This window comes from Enterococcus sp. XAF26B05_ASV22, assembly GCF_056727285.1.
In genome coordinates, this window is sequence record NZ_CM161538.1 from 1,698,521 (window position 1) to 1,720,454 (window position 21,934).

Genomic DNA, 21,934 nt, shown 5'->3' on the forward strand with positions numbered 1-21,934 from the left:
GGGCAGAAACTATGGAAGAAGCATATTTATCGTTAGGCCGTAAAATTTTGAAGGAGGGTCACTTTAAAGAAGATCGTACAGGTACAGGTACAAAAAGTATTTTTGGTCATCAAATGCGTTTCGATTTGTCAAAAGGTTTTCCTCTTTTAACAACAAAACGGGTACCATTCGGCTTAATTAAAAGCGAACTTTTATGGTTTTTAAATGGGGATACGAACATCCGTTTCCTCTTGCAACACAACAATCATATCTGGGATGAATGGGCTTTTGAACGTTACATCAAAAGTGAAGATTACACAGGTCCGGATATGACTGACTTTGGTCGTCGAGTACTGACGGATGAAGCTTTTAAAGAAAGTTATGAAAAAGAACACACAAAATTCTGTGATGCTATTTTATTAGATGATAATTTTGCGTCTAAGTATGGTGAATTAGGGAATATTTATGGTGCTCAATGGCGTCATTGGGAAACAAAAGATGGTGGATTCATCGATCAATTAAAAAATGTTATTGAAATGATCAAAAAAACACCAGACTCCAGACGCTTGATTGTATCAGCTTGGAATCCTGAGGACGTCCCATCGATGGCGTTACCACCTTGTCATACGATGTTTCAATTCTATGTCAACGATGGAAAATTAAGTTGTCAATTGTATCAGCGCAGTGGAGATGTTTTTCTTGGTGTCCCATTTAATATTGCTAGTTACGCATTGTTGACGCATTTGATTGCTCATGAAACTGGTTTAGAAGTGGGTGATTTTGTTCATACTTTAGGAGATGCTCATCTGTATACGAATCACATCGATCAAATGAATAAGCAACTTGCTAGAGAAATTCGTTCTTTCCCAACTTTAAAATTGAATCAAGATAAGAAATCAGTATTTGATTTTGAGATGGAGGATATTGTAATCGAAGGATATGATCCTCACCCTACAATCAAGGCACCAATTGCCGTTTAATTCGAAAGGAGTTCTCCAATGTTAGCAGCCATATGGGCACAAGATGAGCAAGGGACAATCGGTAAAGAGAATCGATTACCTTGGCATTTGCCAAATGATTTAAAATTTTTTAAACAAATGACTGAAGACAACACCATTGTTATGGGAAGAAAAACTTTTGAGGGGATGGGCGCTCGGCCGTTACCAAATCGTCAAACGATTGTTCTAACTAGAGACAAAAGCTATCAAGCAAAAGGAGTCATTGTATTTCATACTGTGGATGAAGTTCTTGATTATGCTAAAACTTTTTCAGGAATTACATTCATTGCGGGAGGATCAGCAGTGTATGAAGATTTTTTACCGTATTGTGATGTATTATACCGTACAGTTATTCATCATTCATTTGATGGCGATACACTATTCCCTTCGGTTAATTGGGATGACTGGACCTTGATCAATTTGAGTGCAGGCGAACAAGACGAAGCAAATAGTTACGCCTATCAATTTGAAACATATCAGCGCAAAGTCATGGTAGGTTAAAACGTTTTTTGATTTAAAGAAATAAATAGTAAAAAAAACGGTTCTACGTCAAATTGTGTTGGTGAACAAAAAACTGAATAGAAATCAAAGTCTGGTAAGGATAGAACATTCTTATCAGGCTTTTTTATTGTTGTGAAAAAATAAGACCTTGAATAATATAAATACGTGAACGAAAATGATAAAAGTTTCGATAGCCATAGGCTACACGTTTGATTACCTTAAGTTTATTGTTTAAGCCTTCAGTAATACCATTAGAATAAGGGAAGCGAAACGAATTCTTAATGCCTTCTTTATATTTGTTAAAGAAGAGTAATTTCTTTTTGAACCAGTGTGGTAGCTGATTATCTAGCTGTTGAAGATACTCAAAAAAGAGCGTATGTTCTCGATGAGAAAAAGCATATTTGTATCATAGCCTGTTCGTAGGACATCACCATAGTGCAACAGTTCATCGACAATATCTTGTTGACTTAATGGCCGTTTAAATAAGGGCTGATAAGCTCGACAGTTTATATCTAATTTATCGGAATCTTTCAATAGTAGCTTCCAATAGCGTTTTAAACGACGGTATTGTTTTGGTTCAGAACTTTTCAAACGGTTCATCGTTTGAATTCGCAGTTGGTTCAACGTACGATTCATTTGTTGGACGATATGAAAGCGATCCGTCACTAATTGAGCATTCGGAAAAACCGTTCGAAGAAGTTGATGGTAACTAGCGTTCATATCGGTTACGAGATACGCTACATGTAGCCGAGCTTCACGTGTAAAGCGCATGAAATGAGCGGTCAATTTGTATAGTCGTCTATCTTCCAGCACTTCTAACAACTGATTCCGTTCTCCATCCACACAAATAAAGCTCATACTTCCTTGGCAAGATTTCATGGATTTAAATTCATCGATACATAGAATTTTAGGGAGGAAGTTCCAGTTTGTTCGATAATTTTTTGATAGTCTCTCCATCATTCTAAGGACTGTTATGTCTGAAACAAAGTGTTTTTGAGCAATCATTTTTCTTGAAACATTCTTTTTCAAGTCAAGCATAATTTGGTATTGAAGCTGTTTAGATAAGTGATGATGTTCTTCAATCAGCTCTGTATGAGCGTGGAAAGTAGCACCGCATTCATGACAAAGAAAACGTGTCCGTTTTAGTTCTAATAGAGTGAAGCGCTCATTAAATACAGGCAATTGAGCTGTTGTTGTATGACTGCCATTTTTGATGATTTGTCCATGATTGAGGCGCCCACATTTCTCGCAATGAGTAGGTGAATAGGTCAGCTTGGCTTTAATCACTTGAGCTTGCACTCCTTTTACTGGTCTTTGTTCCAACCAATTTTCTTCAAACCGGAGGTTTTTGTCTGTAAGTCCGAGCAATAATCTGGTATTCTTATCCATAGGGAACAACCTTTCTGATGATTTGTGGTTTTTGTCGATTTCATTTTATCAGTTAGTTGTTCCTTTTTTGTATTTAAATGCTCAAAAAAGTGCTGGTAGAAAATCTTTTTTGATTTCCACCAACACAATATATTATAGAGCCAAAAAAACATACTAAGAGTTAGTGTGTTTTTTTACTATTTAAATATGATTGCGATACAAACCAACAACTTTTCCTAGAATGCTTACATTATTCAAAATAATTGGTTCCAATGCATCATTTTCTGGTTGTAAGCGAACATGATCTGTCTCTTTGAAGAATCGTTTACAAGTTGCTTCATCTTCATCTGTCATCGCAATAACAATATCACCATTTGAAGCAGCAGTTTGTTTGCGAACAATAACTTGGTCGCCATCTAAAATACCAGCATTGATCATACTTTCACCTCTGATAGTCAGCATGAACAAAGCATTTTCTTCTGCCATTAAATCAGGTGGAAGAGGAAAAAAGTCAGAAGCTTCTTCGACAGCTAAGATCGGCTCACCAGCTGTAACAACACCCAGCATTGGAATCACTGTCGGTCTCACACCGATTCTTTCAAGTCCGTCTGCAGTCAATTCAATTGCTCTTGGTTTTGTAGGATCACGTAAAATGAGTCCTTTTTTTTCTAAACGTGCTAAATGTCCATGAACAGTCGAGGTTGAGGAAAGATCAACTGCTTTTCCGATTTCTCTTACAGTCGGCGGATAGCCTTTTAGTTCAACTTGTTCATATATATATTTTAATACTTCGATTTGTCTTGTGTCTGTACGTTTCACCACAACCCGCACCTTCTTTCGATTTATATTTTTAGTGTACCATAGTTTTATATAGGAATCAAACAAGCGTTCGTGTATTTTTGAAAAAGTATAATTGTAGGAAGGATACTCCAAAAGTGATAAGGCAGTAAATGAAAATTTCAGTAAATAAACGGAATCGTTTCTAATTTTAATAAGAATATAGTTGTATTTTTTGTGCCCATCTTATAAGATAGACTTGGAAAGTAAACTTGTCTAACTTCAAAACTAGCCTTTCAAAAAAAGATTGAATACGCCTATTAAATGTTAAAAACGAGGAGGCAAAATAGATGTTATCGTCAGAAAAAATGAACCGTATTAATGAACTAGCAAAAAAAGCGAAAGAAAATGAATTGACTGAGAAAGAAAAAGAAGAGCAAAAAGTACTTCGTCAAGAATATTTGGCAGCTTTTCGAGGTGGGATGCGGCATCATATTGAAGGTATGAAAGTCGTTGATCCTAAAGGAAATGATGTAACACCAGAGAAATTGAAAGAGATCCAAAAAGCAAAAGGATTGCACAATAGAAAGTGATTTTTAGTTTTTTTTACTAAAAGTAATTGCTTTCATAAACGAAATGCGATAAAATGTAGTTAATAAAGGTAAAAAAAACCTAAATAGGAGATGATTTTTTTGTTCGACAACACTGATCAGTTAGGCGTTAACACGATTCGTACATTAAGCATTGAAGCAGTACAAAAAGCTAATTCGGGACATCCAGGATTACCAATGGGTGCAGCACCTATGGCCTATGCACTTTGGACAAAACACTTAAAAGTAAACCCTAAAACTTCAAGAAATTGGGTAGATAGAGACCGTTTTATCCTTTCTGCCGGTCACGGATCTGCAATGCTTTATAGCTTACTTCACTTAGCGGGCTATGGTGTTACAATTGATGATCTAAAAAGTTTCCGTCAATGGGGTAGTAAGACACCTGGACATCCAGAAGTTCATCACACAGATGGTGTTGAAGCAACAACGGGTCCTTTAGGTCAAGGAATAGCGATGGCTGTTGGGATGGCGATGGCTGAGGCACATACTGCTGCAACATATAATCGTGATAGTTTTCCTGTGATCGATCATTATACGTATGCCTTATGCGGAGATGGTGATTTGATGGAAGGTGTTTCTCAAGAAGCAAGTTCTATGGCCGGACATATGAAATTAGGTAAACTGATCGTGTTATACGATTCAAATGATATCTCTTTAGATGGTCCAACGTCAAAAGCGTTCACGGAAAATGTTGGTGCTCGTTATGAATCATACGGTTGGCAACATATTTTAGTCAAAGACGGCAATGATCTAGAAGAAATTTCTAAAGCAATAGAAGCCGCAAAAGCTGAATCAGATAAGCCAACATTGATCGAAGTAAAAACAGTTATTGGCTACGGTGCTCCAAAAGAAGGTACATCATCTGTACATGGAGCGCCAATCGGAGCAGATGGTATTACTGCAGCTAAAGCTGTTTATGGTTGGGAATACCCAGACTTTACTGTTCCAGAAGAAGTTGCTGCCCGCTTTAAAGAAACGATGATAGAAGAAGGCGAGAAAGCAGAAAATCAATGGAATAAGATGTTTGCAAATTATTCAAAAGATCATCCTGAGTTAGCGAAACAATTTAAACAGGCTTTTGCCGATGAACTTCCTGAAAATTGGGATAGTGAATTACCAACCTATGAAATAGGTTCAAGTGCAGCTAGTCGTGTTACAAGTAAAGAAACGATTCAAGCAATCTCTAAAACTGTACCAGGTTTCTGGGGCGGATCAGCTGATTTGTCTGCGTCGAACAATACGATGGTTACAGCAGAAAAAGATTTTGAGCCTGGTCAATACGAAGGCCGCAATATTTGGTTTGGCGTTCGTGAGTTTGCTATGGCAGCAGCAATGAACGGAATCCAATTACATGGTGGAAGTCGCGTTTACGGTGGAACATTCTTTGTATTTACAGATTATCTACGTCCAGCAGTACGTTTAGCTGCAATCCAAAACACTCCTGTGACATATGTATTAACACATGATTCTGTGGCGGTGGGCGAAGATGGACCAACACATGAACCCGTTGAACAATTGGCAAGTATTCGTTGCATGCCTGGTGTACAAGTAATTCGTCCAGCAGATGGTAATGAAACTGTTGCAGCATGGAAAATTGCGATGACAACAAAAGATGCACCGACTGTCTTAGTTCTAAGTCGTCAAAACTTACCGGTTATTGAAGGGACAAAAGAACATGCAGGAGAATTTGTTCAAAAAGGTGCTTATGTTATTTCTAAACAAAATGGTGAGAAACCTGAAGGGATTTTAATTGCAACTGGTTCAGAAGTGAATTTAGCAATTGAAGCCCAAAAGGCATTAGCTGAACAAGGGAAAGATGTCTCGGTTGTTTCAATGCCAAGTTTTGATTTGTTTGAAAAACAAACAGCGGAATATAAAGAAGCTGTATTACCTAAAGATATAAATAAACGAGTTGCAATCGAAGCTGCATCACCTTTTGGGTGGGAGCGTTATGTTGGGACAACTGGTACGACTGTAACGATTGATCACTTTGGGGCTTCTGCTCCTGGAGATTTGGTCTTGAAAGAATTTGGCTTTACAGTCGATAATGTAGTATCAAAATACAATAATCTATAAAAAGTATAAAAGGCAGAGGTTCACATTTCGTGAATTTCTGCTTTTTATACGAATAAATTAGATATTTAAAACGATTTTTATGTAACATTAAAGTAATAAACGTAATATTTTATATTAAAATTAAAAAAGTTAATAAACTTAGGATGAAGGCATTTGTGAAAAGAATAATACTGAATAATATACACTATGTAAAACGAAAGAAACAAAAATCGCTATAATCAATAAAACAAAGATTTCAACTGGATTACACTCACTTTAAAACTTCAAATTTCAGGAACAAATAATTGTGCATAAAAAAGTCCCCTAGTAGAATGATAGTATGATGTTCTATTGAGGAGGAACAAGTGAATGAGCGAGATCGAAACAAGAAGTAGTAGACACCAACAAAAAGAACGTAGAAATAATCGTAAACGGATGGTATCTATAATTGGAACTTCATTAGTATTTCTTCCGATTGCTGGGAATATTTTGCCATTAGGTGTTCAAGCAAATGAAGTTGAAGTACAAGGAGACTATTCACAACAAGCATTTATTGATTCTATTGGCTATTCAGCGTCGTCTGTAGCTGACGCTAATGATTTATACGCATCTGTTATGATTGCTCAAGCATTATTGGAAAGCAGCTACGGTACTTCAGGATTAGCTGCAGCACCGAATTATAATTTGTTTGGCGTAAAGGGAAGTTACGGTGGACAAACAGTCTATATGCCGACTTCGGAATATTTGAATGGTCAATGGGTAACGATGACTGAGCCATTTAGAAGTTATCCATCATACACTGAATCATTCCAAGATCATGCCAATGTACTTAAAACGACGTTAGCTTCTAGCGGAGACTATCATTATTCTGGCGTGTGGAAAAGTAATACAACTAGTTACATGGATGCGACAGCTGCTTTAGCTGGACGCTATGCAACTGATCCAAACTACGCTGGGAAATTAAATTGGTTGATTGAGGCATATGGTTTGACTGCATATGATAGTGGAAATAGTGCAACAGTTACAACTGTTGCGAGCCCTGTAACGAATCAAACTGCTGTTGGACAAAGCAGTGCAACTACCACAGCTCAAACATATACTGTAGCTTCTGGTGATACTCTTTGGGGAATAGCTGAAAAATTTGGTGTTACTGTCGACCAACTGATGGCTTCCAATGGTATAACGGCTGAGTTGATTACTATAGGACAAGTCTTACAAGTCGCATAAAAAAATCTTCCAACAATCTGTCGTGAAAATGACTATTTGTTGGAAGATTTTTTATCGTTTTCTTGATCGTAGTTCTTCTAGACGTCGTGTGCGATTTTTACTCAAATCCTTTATTCTGGACTTCGGTAGACTCTCTTCTGGAGTAGTAGTTGAATTTCTGTTATGCGTTATAGGATCATTTGCATCAAATTGCATTAAATAATCAATGACTTCCCTAACAATTTTAGTTGGGGTGGAGGCACTAGCCGTCACAGCAATTTGTTCGACATTGATTAACCATTTAGCATTGATTTGTGAGACATCTGAAATTTGATGAGCTGGAACCCTTGCTTGCTCAACGGAAACTTGAGCTAACCGATTACTATTATTACTTTTTGGACCACCAACAACAATTGTTAAATCACAGCCTTGAGCTTGTTCAACAACTGCTTCTTGGCGGACTTGGGTAGCTTTGCAGATATCTTTATGAATAAGTACATGAGGGTATTTTTTCTGAATCGAAACCATCAAATCGCTAACGTCCCATTGGCTCATAGTCGTTTGGTTGGTCACAAAAATTTTCTCTGTCGTTAGTTGTAAACTTGCAATATCAGCTTGGTTAGAAACTAAATGAACATGTTCCGGGGATACACCAAGTGCTCCCTGGGGTTCAGGGTGATTTTTTTTTCCGATATAAATAATTTCATAACCGTCTGACACTTTTTCAGCAATCAATTCGTGTGTAATCATTACATCAGGACAAGTGGCATCAATTACCGTTTAACCTTTAGCGACTGCTAATTTCTTTACTTTGGGCGAAGTTCCATGTGCTGTAAATATAACAGTACCACGGTCAACTCGCGATAGGATATCTTCACGGGTATTTCCATCTAACGTATGGATCCCAACACTTTCAAACGCATCTGTCACATGCTTATTGTGAACGATCATACCTAAAATATAGATTGGTCGTGGTAAATTTTCATCGAGAGAAGCATTTCTAGCAATGACCATTGCATCAACAACACCGTAACAATAACCCCGTGGACTAATATTTTTTATTTTCATAAATGATGTAACTCCTATTTATTCATTTGAAAGTCTTTTCTACTATACAACATTTTTATTAGAAATGGATAAAAAGTTAAGATCAATCTTTCAGCTGTAACAAAATGATAGCCAGATTAAACGATATAAGCTATTATAAACACAAGAAAGGTTTTGCTTATAAGAATACGAGAATGGAGGAATGGATCATGACTCAAATTTTTAATTCTGTTACCGAATTAATAGGTAAAACACCGATAGTAAAATTAGGACGAATTGTCCCAGATGGAGCTGCTGATGTGTTTGTGAAGCTTGAATTTTTCAATCCAGGTGGAAGTGTAAAAGATCGAATTGCTTTAAGTATGATCGACAAAGCTGAAAAAAGTGGGAAGCTAAAAAAAGGCGATACAATTGTCGAACCTACTAGTGGGAATACTGGGATCGGGTTAGCAATGGTGGGGGCTGCAAAAGGCTATAAAGTCGTAATCGTAATGCCTGATACAATGAGTATTGAACGCAGAAAACTGATGCAAGCGTATGGTGCTGAGTTATTGTTGACTCCTGGCTCAGAAGGGATGAAAGGCGCAATTGCTAAGGCTACGGAATTATCAGAAAAAGACGGTTACTTTATGCCCATGCAATTTGACAATCTTGCGAATCCCGAAACACATGAAAGAACAACCGGAAAAGAAATTCAAGATGTCTTTGGTCCAGCAGGGTTAGATGCATTTGTGGCAGGAGTCGGGACTGGTGGGACAATAACCGGTGCTGGAAAAGAATTAAAACGAGTATATCCAACTATTTCAATAGTTGCTGTTGAACCAACAGAATCGCCTGTTCTTGAAGGGGGTGCTCCTGGTCCACATAAAATCCAAGGAATTGGTGCAGGCTTCATTCCTAACGTTTTAGATACTGATATATATGGAGAAATTCTTGCAGTTCCAAGTGAAGATGCAATGGAAACAGCACGACAATTAGCTGTCAAAGAAGGATTGTTAGTTGGGATATCAGCGGGAGCTTCTGTGAATGCAGCAATTCAAGTAGCCAAAAAATTGGGTGTTGGAAAGAAAGTATTGACCATTATTCCTGATAATGGTGAGCGATATCTTTCAACTGCACTTTACAATTTTTCTGAATAATTTAGAAAAAAAGGAAGTGCACTGTTGCGGCTTCCTTTTTTAACACATTTAACCACCCAAAAAGTATATAATAATGTTGAAATTCATCAAAATCGTGATAAACATGATATTTCCGATAGTATTTATGCAATTATTCTTGTCAAGATAGATTAGAAATAGTATCATTTAAGGAAGAAGACTGGGAGGGGAACCAAATGGACAATATATTGGTAAAGAATGCACTTGAAGAATTAAAAGAAGCCAATATTCGTATTACTCCTCAAAGATATGCAATTTTAGAATATCTAATTGAGAATCATAGCCATCCAACAGCAGATGAAATTTATCGTTCATTAGAAGATCGTTTTCCAAATATGAGTGTTGCGACTGTTTATAATAATTTACGATTGTTTACTGATATTGGGTTTGTGCAAGAGATGAATTATGGCGATGCATCTAGTCGTTTCGATTTCAGCTCAAAGAAACATTATCATGCTATCTGTCAGAACTGTGGTAAAATCGTCGATTTCCATTATCCTGGATTGGAAGACGTAGAGATGGCAGCAAGTAAATTAACTGGTTTTGAAATTAATGAGCATAGATTAGAATTATATGGTTTATGCCCGGACTGTCAAAAAGCAAAATAAGAATGAAATGAGGGATAAAATGAAATCGATTCACACAGACAAAGCTCCAAAAGCAATTGGACCATACGTACAAGGAAATATTGTCAATGGACTATTGTTTGCTTCAGGTCAAGTTCCTTTAAGTCCTGAAACGGGAGAAGTTATTGGTAGTACAATAGAAGAACAAACAGAACAAGTGCTTAAAAACATAGCGGCAATCTTAAAAGAAGTTGGAAGTGATTTTAACCAAGTTGTCAAAACGACTTGCTTTTTAAAAAATATGAATGATTTTGCAGCTTTTAATGAAGTTTATGCTGGCGCTTTTAAAACGCAATTACCTGCTCGTTCTGCTGTAGAAGTAGCCCGATTGCCTAAAGATGTTCTTATTGAGATAGAAATTATTGCTTCAGTAAATGAATAGCAATTTAATTTCACAAGCTGAGAAAATAATTTTTCTCAGCTTTTTTTATTGTTAAATCAGCTTTTTTTGTTAATATTTAATTGGATAAAATGAAGAAAGGGTTAAAAAAAGAAGAGTTTGTGAAAAAATAACTTTGTGATTCACAAGCAAAGAACTCGAATCTGGCTTTCTACTTTGTTATATTTTTAGTATGCCGATAGATTTAGAATAGATTTGTTGGTGAAAAATTTAACTTGAAAGAAGGGATTTACAAAATGAAAGTCGTAGTCGTAGGATGTACGCATGCAGGAACTGCTGCAGTCAAAAGTATTTTAACAAATCACCCAAACGCGGAGGTAATCGTTTATGAACGAAATGATAATGTGTCATTTTTATCATGCGGTATTGCTCTATATGTTGGAGGAGTAGTGAAGGAGGCTGACAGTCTATTCTATTCAAGTCCTGAAGAGTTAGCGTCTCTAGGTGCTACAGTTAAAATGGAACATGAAGTCGAAACAATCGATGTTGATCATAAAACAGTCACTGCAAAGGATTTACACACTGGTATTGAAGAAACTGTTTCATATGATAAATTAGTTATGACAACAGGTTCATGGCCAATTATCCCGCCTATTAAAGGGATTGAAGCTGAAAATATTTTATTATGTAAAAACTTTAATCAAGCAAATGTGATTATCGAACGTGCGAAAGATGCGAAAAAAGTTGTCGTTGTAGGCGGGGGATATATCGGAATCGAATTAGTTGAAGCCTTTGTAGAATCAGGTAAGGAGGTTACATTGATTGACGGTTTAGATCGTATTTTGAATAAGTACTTAGATAAACCATTTACAGATGTTTTAGAAAAAGAACTTGCTGATCGAGGAGTGACGATAGCGTTAGGTGAGAATGTTCAGGAATTTCAAGCTGATGCAAGCGGACATGTGAATAGAGTAATTACACCTAGTCAAGAATTCGAAGCAGATATGGTCATCATGTGTGTTGGATTTAGCCCAAATACAACTTTACTTAAAGATAAAGTAGATATGCTCCCTAATGGTGCTATTGTGGTTGATACATTTATGAGATCAAGCAACCCTGATATTCTTGCTGCAGGGGATAGTGCAGTTGTGCACTACAACCCAAGCAATACGACGAATTATATTCCATTAGCAACGAATGCTGTTCGCCAAGGAATGTTAGTTGGTTACAATTTAACAGAAGAAAAATTAGCATATCGCGGAACACAAGGAACTTCCGGTCTATATTTATTTGGTTGGAAAATTGGTTCAACAGGTGTTACCTTGGAAAGTGCAAAAATGAACAACTTAGATGTAGAAGCAACATTGTTTGAGGATAATTATCGTCCAGAATTCATGCCAACGACTGAAAATGTCATGATGGAATTAGTTTACGAAAAAGGGACAAACCGTATTGTCGGTGGACAATTAATGTCTAAGTATGACATTACTCAATCAGCTAATACACTATCATTAGCTGTACAAAACAAAATGACTGTTGAAGATCTTGCCTTATCAGATTTCTTCTTCCAGCCACACTTTGATCGTCCTTGGAACTACTTAAACTTGTTAGCTCAAGCGGCACTTAAAGATATCGCTAAAAAGTAATAGATAAAAAATGGAGTTGAGTGAAAATTCAGCTCTATTTTTTTATATAAAATCTTAACATTTGGCGTTTTTGACAATTTTTGAGATAATTAAAAGGTAAACAAGATTGAGGGGTTAAAAGATGAAAGAGAATAGGAAAATGAAGGAAATTATAATACGTGCTTTATATGCTTTAATTGGTGTAGCAATTCTAGCGTTTGGAGTGGCAACATTACGTGTAGGTCAAGTAGGATTGGATCCGTATACTGCAGCCAATATTGGTATTGGGAATGTTCTAGGCTTATCACTGGGTGTTTATCAACTGATTGTCAATATAATCATTCTAGTTTTCGTTTTTATTTTTGGTAGAAAATATATTGGTATCGGAACCGTAATCAATATGGTGCTGACAGGTTTTTTCATTGATTTTTATACATGGATCTATGACACATTTTTCACAATTAAAATCAATATACTCTCTCAAGGGCTCTTACTTGTTTTTGGTGTAGTGATTTTTACTTTCGGGGCATCTTTTTATATGTCAGCAAAATTAGGAAATGCGCCATACGATGCAATTGCTCCGATCATTGTAGATCGAAGTAAAGCCCAGTATCGTGTAGTAAGAGTAATTCAAGATATCTTTTTTGTGATCTTAGCTTTTATTTTTGGAGGCCCAGTTGGTATTGGAACCGTAATCAATGCATTTTTCACAGGACCACTGATTGATTTCTGGAATAAAAAAGTTAGTACTCCTATAATTGAAAAAAGTGTGAAAGAAAAAGTGAATAGCTAAGAAATTAATCTTACTGCACCCTTTGCAACACCAGCTGATTCAGAGAAATCAGTAGCAACTTTCACTTTCAAACGTAAAATGAAAAGAGAAGATGAATAAAGTACCGAAGTAGTGTAATAATTTTCTATAAGACAAAACATGAGATGGATAAGCACCCTGTCTCATGTTTTTTTTAATAGCTAAAGTAATCGAGTTATTTTTTTAAAACGTAACATTTTCTTACAAAGAATCTTTCTTTCTGCCTCTTTTTATCGTAAAATAAAATTAGACAAAAAGAAAGGGAGGATTTACGCATGCCGATTCGTGTTCCAAAAGAATTACCAGCTATTAAAGTTTTAGAAAAAGAGAATATTTTTGTAATGGACGAAGATCGCGCCATGCATCAAGACATTCGACCTTTACGAATTTTAATTTTGAATTTGATGCCCAAAAAAGATGAGACAGAAGTTCAACTCTTGAGGCTTTTAAGTAACACACCGTTACAAATAAATGTGGAGTTCTTACATATGAGTAGTCATGAGGCAAAAAATACCTCTAGTGAACATTTAACTCGTTTTTACTATCAGTTTAAAGAAGTACAAGAAAAGTTCTACGATGGATTGATCATTACAGGAGCCCCAATTGAGCAGATTCCTTTTGAAAAAGTTGATTATTGGGAAGAATTACAGGATATTTTTGAATGGAGTACGTCACACGTATTTTCTACATTTCACATTTGTTGGGGTGCGCAGGCAGGGCTTTATCATCATCACAAAATCGATAAGTATTTCTTGGATCAAAAGTTAACCGGTATTTATTCTCATGAAGTATTAACACCTACTTGGAGTATTTTAAAAGGATTTGATGATTTGTTTTTCGCTCCGCATTCTCGGTATACAGGGATCAAGAGAAGTGATGTCGAGAAGACAGACGAATTGGAAGTTCTTGTCGAGTCGAAAGAAGCGGGTCTTTTTTTAGTTGGAAATAAAAATAATCGAGCATTTTATGCAATGGGTCATTTGGAATATGATCGTGAGACATTACAACAAGAATTTGAACGGGATCAATTAAAAGGGATTCAACCAAATCTTCCTGAAAATTATTTTCCAAATGATGACATCAAAGAAGTTCCCAAATTAAGATGGCACATGGCTGCATCCTTGTTATTCTCTAATTGGATAAATTATGCAGTTTACCAAAATACACCTTATGAATTATCGACATTACTAGATAAAGCAAAAGGATAATTATAGATCAGCTAAGACAAATTATCATGACGTTTGTTTTAGCTGTTTTTTGCTAATATAGTCTAGGTAAGAATGCAAACGTTATCTTTTTAGTTTATTTGTATAATTATTGAGGCATTCTTTTTTCTTTTTCTGGAATTTAAACGTATCATTAGGAGAAGGAAGGGGGGATTAACAGTTGAAGTGTTGATAAGTGCTAAAAAGAGAAAATTTTAGAGGCTATCAACCAATCAATATTGTTATTGTACTTTTTTAGTTTAGAAAACTTAGTATTTCTATTACCGAAAGCAATTATTACTCATTGTAGAAATGAAAATGCTTTAATTAGCTATAATTGGAGGAAAAATGATGAAATTGCCTAAAAAGTTTTTCAGCGGTTTGTTCCTTTCACTACTATTTCTTTTTTCTTTTGTGCCTGCGTTTGCACAAGAAATTAATTCAATTGCTGCACCTACAGGACTAAACGCTGTGATAGTGATCATTCCATTGATTTTAGTTTTAGTCCTATTATTTATGAAAGTAGATATGATCATCGCTGGATTTGTTGGAGGCGTTTTGGCAATGATCATCGGTGGTATTGGGTTAGAACAAGCGAATGAACAACTATTAGAAACGATTCCAATGATGCTTGGTATTACTGTGCCAATCATTAATTCAGCTGTTGCAATGGCAGTCTTTAAATCAGGTGGCTACTCTGCTGCATTAACTCTTGCCAAACGAGGGACAAAAGGAAAAGTAGAATATGTTTCAGCATTTATTGTTCTTTTGTTAGCCGCTGCAACTTATATGTCAGGTATCGGCGGTGGTAGTGCAATGGTTATCGCACCATTAGCCTTTGTAGCAGTTGGAGTTGTCCCTGAGTTGATTGCAGCAATGTCACTTGCTGCGGCTGTTTCGTTTACGACATCGCCCGCTTCATTAGAATCCAGCATCGTTTCGAAATTAGGAGATTTTAGTGTTGCGACATACGTTTCAGATATGCGTCCAATTTGGTTATTTTTTTGTGCGTTAGCAATTGTTCTCGCTTTTTGGGGAACGAAACGTCGGAATATCGGATTTAAAGAAAATAGTAATGATGAATACGTTTCAATGAGTAACAGAGCCTTGTTTAAATTAACGTTACCTGCGATTTTTTTACTATTCGCTGTAATTTTCGGGCCTGTAGTGAATAACCTTGTCGGGTTCCCATTATTGACGCCATTAGTGTATATGGTTTTAACAATAGCCTTGATTTTTATTTGTTCAGATTTTTCACTGAATCAGTCAGTAGAAGCCATGGTTGATGGCTCAACATATATTTTGACTCGGTTATTCCAAGTGGGGATTTTTCTTGCGTTTATTAATATTATTGCTCAAACGGGTACCTTCGCGGTTATTGCGGGCATTGCTAGCGCGGCACCAACGTTGATCATGGTTCCTGTCGCTATTTTAACTGGAATTTTGATTGGGATACCGGCAGGTGCGTATGTTGGTTCTGTGTTAACACTTGTTTTACCCGTAGCCGTATCCCTTGGTTTTTCTTCTATCGAGTTAGGTTTAGTTGCGGTTGGAGTAGGATTAGGAAGCCAAATGAGTTTTGTGAATATTACGATGCAAGCTTTATCTTCTGGTTTTCAAATTCCGATTTTGGAAGTTGTCAAGGGCAACGTTAAATGGATCAGTATTGCTTCTGTACTATTGATTGGAATTGGCTTCTTTGTATAAATCAAATTGAAAGGATGTTAACAAATGGACATTTTAATTAAACAAGCAAGATTAAGTGATGGAGAAGCGTTACAGGATATAGGTATAAAAGATGGTAAAATCATCGCTATTTCGGAAAGTTTGACTGAACATGCAGTAAAGGTAATCGAAGCAAACGGGCGTGTTTTAATTCCTGGTTTAGTCGAAAGTCATATTCATCTGGATAAAGCACTGATTGCTGACAGAAGACCAAACAAATCCGGGACTTTACAAGAAGCCATCAGTGTTACAGCTGAACTAAAACCAACATTTACCGAAGAAGATATTTACCGAAGAGCAAAAAAAGCTTTAGACATGATCATTTCTCATGGTGTAACCGCGGTTAGAACCCACGCTGAATTTGATACAGCACAAGGTTTTTCCGGATTTAAAACCATTATGGCAATAAAAGAAGAATACCGGGATTTAATTGATATGCAAATCGTTGCGTTTCCGCAAGAAGGAATTTTTAAAGCGCCTGGCACAGAAAAAATGATGCATGAAGCTATGGAAATGGGGGCTGATGTCGTTGGTGGTATTCCTTATAACGATGCTCCAGCAGATAAACATATTGATTTAGTGTTTGAAATTGCGAAAAAATACGACAAAGATATTGATCTTCATCAAGATTTTAATGATGAAGCAACGGATATGTCAATAGAATATTTATGTAAGAAAACAATTGCTGAAGATTATCAAGGTAGAGTTTCAGTGGGCCATTTAACAGCTCTTCATGCGCTAAAGCCAGAACGCTTAAGTGACATTTTGGCATTGATGTCAGAAGCACAAATTAGTGTGATGGCTTTGCCAGCAACAGATTTGCATTTAGGTGCTAGAAATGATGTATACAACGTTAGACGAGCGGTTACTCCTATTAGAAAACTTCGCGATGCAGGTGTCAATGTCTGTTTAGCGACCAATAATATTCGTAATGCATTTACTCCTTATGGAAATGGTGATTTAATGCAAATTGCGATGTTAGCGATTCCTGTAGGACATTTAGGTGGAGCAGATGATTTACCAACTGTTTTACCGATGATTACTGAAAATCCAGCAAAAGCGTTGGGCTTAAAAAGCTATGGTATAAATATTGGTAATAAAGCTGATTTAATCTTGCTAGATACGAAAGTGGTAGCAGATGCAATCATTGATATACCCGAACGAAACTATGTAATTAAGAATGGGAAAATTACAGTTGAAGTGAAAAAAGAAACAACAATATTCAAATAAGAGCGTTAAATAACCAGCTATAGGCAAAAAATGTCTTAGGTGGTTATTTTTGGTAAACAAAAATAGATAGAACATAATATTGTTATGTAAACTAATTGATGAAGAGTCTAAGAAATAGACTACCTAAAATAGTGTAGTAAAAAGCGTCCTTAATTCTCAATTAAATTATATAGTTGAGAATTTATAGTCAAAATCCTTGTTATTATTTACATTTATATGATACTCTTTATTAAATAATAAATAATATTGGAGGTACTTGGAATGAAAGTTATTGTTTTAGGTTCATCGCACGGAGGCTATGAGGCAGTTGAGGAGTTATTGACGCTACATCCGGAAGCAGAAATCCAATGGTATGAAAAAGGCGATTTTATTTCGTTTTTATCTTGCGGTATGCAACTTTATCTTGAAGGAAAAGTTAAAGACGTTAATTCTGTTCGATATATGACTGGTGAAAAAATGGAGAGCAGAGGCGTAAATGTCTTCTCAAACACAGAAATTACAGCAATTAAACCTGATGATCATCAAGTTGTAGTTAGAGATTTATTATCTGGCGAAGAACGTGTTGAAGCTTACGATAAACTTATTATCAGCCCAGGAGCTGTTCCATTTGAATTAAATGTTCCGGGTAAAGACTTAGTAAATATCTATTTAATGCGTGGCAGAAAATGGGCAATTAAATTAAAAGCAAAAACAGTTGATCCTGAGGTGAACAATGTAGTTGTAATTGGTAGTGGCTATATTGGAATAGAAGCTGCTGAATCATTTGCGAAAGCTGGGAAAAATGTAACAGTTATCGATATTTTAGATCGACCTTTAGGTGTCTATTTAGATAAAGAGTTTACTGACGTTTTAACTGAAGAAATGGAGGCTAATAATATTAGCGTCGTGACCAATGAAACGGTTCAACAATACAAAGGGGAAGGTCATGTTCAAAAAGTTATCACGGATAAAGCTGAATATGATGCCGATTTAGTTGTTGTAGCGGTTGGTGTTCGTCCTAACACTGGTTGGTTGAAGGATACTTTAGAATTACACCCCAATGGTCTTATAAAAACGGATGAATACATGCAAACAAGTGCTGATGATATTTTTGCCGTTGGGGATGCTACACTAATCAAATACAATCCAGGTGAAACTGAAGTGAACATTGCATTAGCCACAAATGCCAGAAAACAAGGTCGTTTTGCTGTTAAAAACTTATTAGGCCCAGTAAAACCATTTCCTGGTATTCAAGGTTCATCTGGTTTAGCTGTTTTCGATTATAAATTTGCTTCTACAGGTATCAATGAAGAAATGGCCAAAAAATTGAATAAGAAAACAAAATCTGCATTAGTGGTTGAAGATTATCTAATGGATTTCAATCCCGATAAAGAAAAAGCTTGGTTCAAACTTGTGTACGATCCTGAGACAACTCAAATTTTAGGTGCGCAATTAATGTCTAAAGCTGATTTAACTGCTAATATCAATGCTATCTCATTGGCAATCAAAGCGAAAATGACGATTGAAGACCTAGCTTATGCTGACTTTTTCTTCCAACCATCATTTGATAAACCGTGGAATATCATCAATACAGCGGCTTTAGCAGCAATGAAAAATGAACAATAATCAACAAGTTAAAAAGACTGAAGAAACAAAATTTTCTTCAGTCTTTTTTTAATAGAATAAAAATGGTATGATTCAAATAAAATACATTGAATTATAGGAGAATTGGAATGACCATTAAACTACAAGAAATGACTGAAGCAGATTATGAAAAGTACATTACCTTTGCAATTAAAGACTATGCTCATGATAAAATTACAGCAGGTACTTGGAGTAAGAATGAAGCAATTGATTTGGCAGCAAAAAGTTTTAATGAGCTTTTACCGGAAGGGAAGGAGACTAAAAACGAATTTCTCTACTCTATTGAAGAAGAGTCTATAGATAAGAAAGTTGGTTTTTTATGGGTACATTTAAATAAAACACCATACGATTCAAAATTTTTTATTTATGATTTTATTGTGTTTGAAGAATTCAGAGGTATTGGTTATGGAAAAGAAACCCTTTCTTGTCTAGATGAAAAAGCAAAAGAAATGAATGTGTCGCAGATTGATTTACACGTATTTGCTCATAACAAAGGTGCGATCCATTTATACGAACAAACAGGTTTTGTACCAACAGATATTAGTATGTCAAAAAAAATAGGTTAAAAATAAAAAGAGGAACAGAATTTCTGTTCCTCTTTAAGTAATTATTTAAATAAATTAAAGAAGTTTGAAGTAGCGTCTAACCAATATTGTACGATATTAACCCACATGATTTTTCCCTCCTTGAATAATATTTATTAGGTACAAAGTTAATTTAATATACCTATAAGTAAATAATACCATTTTTATTTCAATTGTAAATACCATAAGTGTTTTTTTTATATATTATTCGCATAATGTTTAGCTTGTAACTTTTATTATTTGAGTGTTGGAATTACTCTAACAGAAAAAAGCGCTCAAATAAACTCCTTTAGTGAGTTGTTTGAGCGCTTTTTATATTACTCTTTGTAGGTCTTTATACCTTGTTTTAAACTAAAATAGAATGCTGTACCGTAAATCATGGTCAAAGGGATTCCTTGAATTAATTGTCGTATAATGTATAGAATATGAAGTGTGTTATATGCATAAACTGTATTTTATTTACTGTATATTGGTTATTGTGGTTTTGTGACTATGCAAATCTACTTTGCATAATGTATAGATTGTAAAATCAAAGACCCTCGGAAAATCGGGGGTCTTTTTTATATGTGCTTAACGCTATCAATTATTTTTTTCTTTTCTTGAGCTAGTTTTTCTAAGTCCATACTTGCCTTTCTAGCTCGCATTAGTTCCACTATATCCCTCATATCATGTTCGTTTGCTTCGTTCATTATAAAATCTTTTATTTGTTTCATACTGATTTTTTTGCTCATAATTTTATCCCCTGATTTTTAACTAGTCTTTTTTTTTACTATTTTTAATATATCTTCTAACTGATCGGGAGAAATACCATATTGATCAAGTATTTCGTCGGGTGTTTTTTGATGTATATCTGTTTTTTGATCTGGATTTAGATTGTACGGCTCAAAATCAAAGAAATCTTTAACCGATATCCCTAACCCGTCAGATACACCCTCGATTATTTTGACTGTCGGGTTGTTACTGCTGCCATTTATAAATGATTGTAATGTTGACGGTTTAACGTCCCCATTGATTGCTATTGCGTTTATAGACAAGTTTTTAGTACGGGCTAGTTCTTTTATTCTTTTTCTGATTATGTTTGATTTATCCACTTTTTCCACCTACTTCTTTTGGTCTTATTGATATATTACCGATACAACAACGTTTTTACAACTTTATGGTGTAGACGATAAATCGTTTGACAAGAGACGGTAAATCGTTTAATATAAAAATATAAACAACGATATTTAGTCATAACTTGACGTTTAATTGTTGTAAATAATTATTTTTTTTTACGTTGGGAGACTTTTGACAGACTTCTGACAGGGGAACTCTAGTTCCAAATGTTTTAATAGTTATGTACTCGGACAATGTAACACGTACTCATACGATAATTACGCCATTTGGCTTAATTTATAAAAAAATAAAAAAAGGAGGAACCAAATGCTAGAATTTAACGTTATGCTGCTAGGTGCTAAACCTTGGAAAATGGTAGACGAGAAAACAGGCGAAATCAGAGAAGGTGTGTCTTGTCATTATATCAATCTTGATAGTCCTATCGACAGCGATAAAGGTAAAGGATATGAGGGCATTAAACAAACGCTTCCTAGAGATCAGTACACAAAAATTTTGAGTATGGCGGTACCGTGTTTGGCGGTTATGCGTGCCAATCTTGAAATGAGTGGAAAAAACACTAAAGTAAAACCAGTCACATTTGATCAAGTCGAAGCTGTTTCCGTAAAAATGAAGTAGGTTAGGCTATGGCTGAAGAATTTTCTAAAAAGGATCTAGAACAGCTTGAAAATGATTTGAAAGAGCTTAAAGAAGCTTATCAAAAAGAACTGGAGCGTGAAGCAGCTGAACGGGATAAACAAGCTACTGTCGATTCTAGTGAAAATCAAATACTTGCTGAAAAGGCGGTAAAGCAAGCAGAACAGGACAAAGCGCTTGCTGAATCAAATCAAATAGAAAAAAAGGCTAGTGAAGATTTCCGTGTATCGGTTTTGGAATCATTAAAAAATATTGACAATAATGAAGACAATCAACTAACGAACGAATCAATCACTAAACTAAATGAAAATCTCGAAATTTTGATCGAGTATGAAAAACAAAATTCACAAAAAAATGTGAATATGGAATTTGTTGGAACTGCTATTCTAACTGTGTTATTACTTGGGTTTGGCATATATTTTCTTGTAAAATTCGGCGGTTGGATAGCTTCTAAAATAAATAATGCTTTATTTTATTGATTGGAGGTGTCGTATAAATGGATAAATTATTTACTGTCGTAGGGGCTTCAACTTTGCCGGAATTTCCAAAAGTTGACTTGGCTCCAACGATTGAATGGGTACAGAATGGTATCGTGTCGCTATGGACGAGTAACGCTGGGTTAATCATTACTGCGGGTATCATTATGGCTGCTATGCCTATTGTGATTAAAAAAGTCAAAGGCATGGGTAAATCAGCTATGAAAGGTTAATGCCTAAA

21 protein-coding genes and 2 pseudogenes are annotated in these 21,934 nt (G+C 35.6%); 18 read left to right on the plus strand and 5 right to left on the minus strand.

The window, feature by feature from the left end:
• The first annotated feature begins 11 nt into the window (after positions 1 to 11).
• Both AC1PU0_RS08475 and AC1PU0_RS08480 read left to right on the plus strand, forming a co-directional pair.
• The gene (locus tag AC1PU0_RS08475; protein WP_206850053.1) at positions 12 to 959 is read left to right on the plus strand and encodes a thymidylate synthase; all 948 of its coding nucleotides are present in this window, start codon (positions 12 to 14) and stop codon (positions 957 to 959) included.
• Between the two features lie 18 nt (positions 960 to 977).
• The gene (locus AC1PU0_RS08480; RefSeq protein ID WP_206850051.1) at positions 978 to 1,478 is read left to right on the plus strand and encodes a dihydrofolate reductase; all 501 of its coding nucleotides are present in this window, start codon (positions 978 to 980) and stop codon (positions 1,476 to 1,478) included.
• Between the two features lie 124 nt (positions 1,479 to 1,602).
• Here AC1PU0_RS08480 and AC1PU0_RS08485 read toward each other — a convergent pair.
• Positions 1,603 to 2,867 (minus strand): annotated as a pseudogene (locus tag AC1PU0_RS08485) (ISL3 family transposase).
• 180 nt (positions 2,868 to 3,047) lie between these two features.
• A complete protein-coding gene (lexA, locus tag AC1PU0_RS08490) occupies positions 3,048 to 3,677 on the minus strand; it encodes a transcriptional repressor LexA (protein ID WP_141706568.1) in 630 nt (209 codons plus the stop codon).
• A 296-nt stretch (positions 3,678 to 3,973) separates the two neighbouring features.
• Between lexA and AC1PU0_RS08495 the strand changes: the two genes are divergently transcribed.
• The 3 genes from AC1PU0_RS08495 (at position 3,974) to AC1PU0_RS08505 (ending at position 7,516) form a co-directional block, all read left to right on the plus strand.
• Positions 3,974 to 4,216 carry a DUF896 family protein gene (locus tag AC1PU0_RS08495; RefSeq protein ID WP_069654912.1) on the plus strand — a complete coding sequence of 81 codons (243 nt, stop codon included), beginning with the start codon at positions 3,974 to 3,976 and terminating at the stop codon, positions 4,214 to 4,216.
• A gap of 99 nt (positions 4,217 to 4,315) precedes the next feature.
• Positions 4,316 to 6,310, plus strand: a complete 1,995-nt coding sequence (tkt, locus tag AC1PU0_RS08500) for a transketolase (protein WP_206850275.1) — start codon at positions 4,316 to 4,318, stop codon at positions 6,308 to 6,310.
• A 348-nt stretch (positions 6,311 to 6,658) separates the two neighbouring features.
• Positions 6,659 to 7,516: a glucosaminidase domain-containing protein gene (locus AC1PU0_RS08505; RefSeq protein ID WP_111247864.1), complete on the plus strand. Its 858-nt coding sequence runs from the start codon at positions 6,659 to 6,661 to the stop codon at positions 7,514 to 7,516.
• A 51-nt stretch (positions 7,517 to 7,567) separates the two neighbouring features.
• Here AC1PU0_RS08505 and AC1PU0_RS08510 read toward each other — a convergent pair.
• Positions 7,568 to 8,563, minus strand: a pseudogene (locus AC1PU0_RS08510) (4-hydroxy-3-methylbut-2-enyl diphosphate reductase).
• A gap of 188 nt (positions 8,564 to 8,751) precedes the next feature.
• On the opposite strand from AC1PU0_RS08510, the gene cysK reads away from it, so the two are divergent.
• From cysK to AC1PU0_RS08560, 10 genes are all read left to right on the plus strand, one after another.
• Complete coding sequence (cysK, locus tag AC1PU0_RS08515) at positions 8,752 to 9,681, plus strand: cysteine synthase A (RefSeq protein WP_111247863.1); 930 nt, start codon at positions 8,752 to 8,754, stop codon at positions 9,679 to 9,681.
• A gap of 194 nt (positions 9,682 to 9,875) precedes the next feature.
• A complete protein-coding gene (perR, locus tag AC1PU0_RS08520; RefSeq protein ID WP_069653195.1) occupies positions 9,876 to 10,307 on the plus strand; it encodes a peroxide-responsive transcriptional repressor PerR in 432 nt (143 codons plus the stop codon).
• A gap of 19 nt (positions 10,308 to 10,326) precedes the next feature.
• The gene (locus AC1PU0_RS08525; RefSeq protein ID WP_069653194.1) at positions 10,327 to 10,707 is read left to right on the plus strand and encodes a RidA family protein; all 381 of its coding nucleotides are present in this window, start codon (positions 10,327 to 10,329) and stop codon (positions 10,705 to 10,707) included.
• Positions 10,708 to 10,961: 254 nt separating this feature from the next.
• Positions 10,962 to 12,311, plus strand: coding sequence for an NADH oxidase (locus AC1PU0_RS08530; protein WP_111247862.1), 1,350 nt, complete (start codon positions 10,962 to 10,964; stop codon positions 12,309 to 12,311).
• Positions 12,312 to 12,450: 139 nt separating this feature from the next.
• Positions 12,451 to 13,083, plus strand: a complete 633-nt coding sequence (locus AC1PU0_RS08535) for a YczE/YyaS/YitT family protein (protein ID WP_479998195.1) — start codon at positions 12,451 to 12,453, stop codon at positions 13,081 to 13,083.
• Between the two features lie 293 nt (positions 13,084 to 13,376).
• Positions 13,377 to 14,309: a homoserine O-acetyltransferase MetA gene (metA, locus tag AC1PU0_RS08540; protein WP_206850273.1), complete on the plus strand. Its 933-nt coding sequence runs from the start codon at positions 13,377 to 13,379 to the stop codon at positions 14,307 to 14,309.
• 348 nt (positions 14,310 to 14,657) lie between these two features.
• The gene (locus tag AC1PU0_RS08545) at positions 14,658 to 16,013 is read left to right on the plus strand and encodes a citrate transporter (protein WP_206850272.1); all 1,356 of its coding nucleotides are present in this window, start codon (positions 14,658 to 14,660) and stop codon (positions 16,011 to 16,013) included.
• A 24-nt stretch (positions 16,014 to 16,037) separates the two neighbouring features.
• Positions 16,038 to 17,261: an amidohydrolase family protein gene (locus AC1PU0_RS08550; protein ID WP_206850271.1), complete on the plus strand. Its 1,224-nt coding sequence runs from the start codon at positions 16,038 to 16,040 to the stop codon at positions 17,259 to 17,261.
• 261 nt (positions 17,262 to 17,522) lie between these two features.
• Positions 17,523 to 18,866, plus strand: coding sequence for an FAD-dependent oxidoreductase (locus tag AC1PU0_RS08555; protein ID WP_206850270.1), 1,344 nt, complete (start codon positions 17,523 to 17,525; stop codon positions 18,864 to 18,866).
• 107 nt (positions 18,867 to 18,973) lie between these two features.
• Positions 18,974 to 19,450 (plus strand): GNAT family N-acetyltransferase, encoded by a 477-nt coding sequence (locus tag AC1PU0_RS08560; RefSeq protein WP_206850268.1) that lies wholly within the window; start codon positions 18,974 to 18,976, stop codon positions 19,448 to 19,450.
• 578 nt (positions 19,451 to 20,028) lie between these two features.
• On the opposite strand, the gene AC1PU0_RS08565 is transcribed toward AC1PU0_RS08560, so the two are convergent.
• Both AC1PU0_RS08565 and AC1PU0_RS08570 read right to left on the minus strand, forming a co-directional pair.
• Positions 20,029 to 20,199 carry a hypothetical protein gene (locus AC1PU0_RS08565; RefSeq protein WP_206850267.1) on the minus strand — a complete coding sequence of 57 codons (171 nt, stop codon included), beginning with the start codon at positions 20,197 to 20,199 and terminating at the stop codon, positions 20,029 to 20,031.
• 18 nt (positions 20,200 to 20,217) lie between these two features.
• Positions 20,218 to 20,559, minus strand: coding sequence for a helix-turn-helix domain-containing protein (locus AC1PU0_RS08570; protein ID WP_479998198.1), 342 nt, complete (start codon positions 20,557 to 20,559; stop codon positions 20,218 to 20,220).
• Between the two features lie 331 nt (positions 20,560 to 20,890).
• Between AC1PU0_RS08570 and AC1PU0_RS08575 the strand changes: the two genes are divergently transcribed.
• The 3 genes from AC1PU0_RS08575 to AC1PU0_RS08585 are packed head-to-tail and all read left to right on the plus strand — an operon-like array spanning position 20,891 to position 21,926.
• Positions 20,891 to 21,199: a hypothetical protein gene (locus AC1PU0_RS08575; protein WP_206850265.1), complete on the plus strand. Its 309-nt coding sequence runs from the start codon at positions 20,891 to 20,893 to the stop codon at positions 21,197 to 21,199.
• Positions 21,200 to 21,207: 8 nt separating this feature from the next.
• Positions 21,208 to 21,696, plus strand: coding sequence for a hypothetical protein (locus tag AC1PU0_RS08580; protein WP_206850264.1), 489 nt, complete (start codon positions 21,208 to 21,210; stop codon positions 21,694 to 21,696).
• 17 nt (positions 21,697 to 21,713) lie between these two features.
• Positions 21,714 to 21,926, plus strand: a complete 213-nt coding sequence (locus AC1PU0_RS08585; RefSeq protein WP_206850263.1) for a hypothetical protein — start codon at positions 21,714 to 21,716, stop codon at positions 21,924 to 21,926.
• Positions 21,927 to 21,934 lie beyond the last annotated feature (8 nt).

Coding starts and splice junctions, on each gene's coding strand:
- AC1PU0_RS08585 (WP_206850263.1), top strand. CDS start 21,714: ATGGATAAATTATTTACTGTCGTAGGGGCTTCAACTTTGCCGGAATTT.
- AC1PU0_RS08575 (WP_206850265.1), top strand. CDS start 20,891: ATGCTAGAATTTAACGTTATGCTGCTAGGTGCTAAACCTTGGAAAATG.
- perR (WP_069653195.1), top strand. CDS start 9,876: ATGGACAATATATTGGTAAAGAATGCACTTGAAGAATTAAAAGAAGCC.
- AC1PU0_RS08535 (WP_479998195.1), top strand. CDS start 12,451: ATGAAGGAAATTATAATACGTGCTTTATATGCTTTAATTGGTGTAGCA.
- AC1PU0_RS08550 (WP_206850271.1), top strand. CDS start 16,038: ATGGACATTTTAATTAAACAAGCAAGATTAAGTGATGGAGAAGCGTTA.
- AC1PU0_RS08565 (WP_206850267.1), bottom strand. CDS start 20,199: ATGAGCAAAAAAATCAGTATGAAACAAATAAAAGATTTTATAATGAAC.
- AC1PU0_RS08545 (WP_206850272.1), top strand. CDS start 14,658: ATGAAATTGCCTAAAAAGTTTTTCAGCGGTTTGTTCCTTTCACTACTA.
- AC1PU0_RS08495 (WP_069654912.1), top strand. CDS start 3,974: ATGTTATCGTCAGAAAAAATGAACCGTATTAATGAACTAGCAAAAAAA.
- AC1PU0_RS08475 (WP_206850053.1), top strand. CDS start 12: ATGGAAGAAGCATATTTATCGTTAGGCCGTAAAATTTTGAAGGAGGGT.
- AC1PU0_RS08480 (WP_206850051.1), top strand. CDS start 978: ATGTTAGCAGCCATATGGGCACAAGATGAGCAAGGGACAATCGGTAAA.
- AC1PU0_RS08505 (WP_111247864.1), top strand. CDS start 6,659: ATGAGCGAGATCGAAACAAGAAGTAGTAGACACCAACAAAAAGAACGT.
- cysK (WP_111247863.1), top strand. CDS start 8,752: ATGACTCAAATTTTTAATTCTGTTACCGAATTAATAGGTAAAACACCG.
- AC1PU0_RS08555 (WP_206850270.1), top strand. CDS start 17,523: ATGAAAGTTATTGTTTTAGGTTCATCGCACGGAGGCTATGAGGCAGTT.
- AC1PU0_RS08560 (WP_206850268.1), top strand. CDS start 18,974: ATGACCATTAAACTACAAGAAATGACTGAAGCAGATTATGAAAAGTAC.
- AC1PU0_RS08530 (WP_111247862.1), top strand. CDS start 10,962: ATGAAAGTCGTAGTCGTAGGATGTACGCATGCAGGAACTGCTGCAGTC.
- metA (WP_206850273.1), top strand. CDS start 13,377: ATGCCGATTCGTGTTCCAAAAGAATTACCAGCTATTAAAGTTTTAGAA.
- AC1PU0_RS08525 (WP_069653194.1), top strand. CDS start 10,327: ATGAAATCGATTCACACAGACAAAGCTCCAAAAGCAATTGGACCATAC.
- AC1PU0_RS08580 (WP_206850264.1), top strand. CDS start 21,208: ATGGCTGAAGAATTTTCTAAAAAGGATCTAGAACAGCTTGAAAATGAT.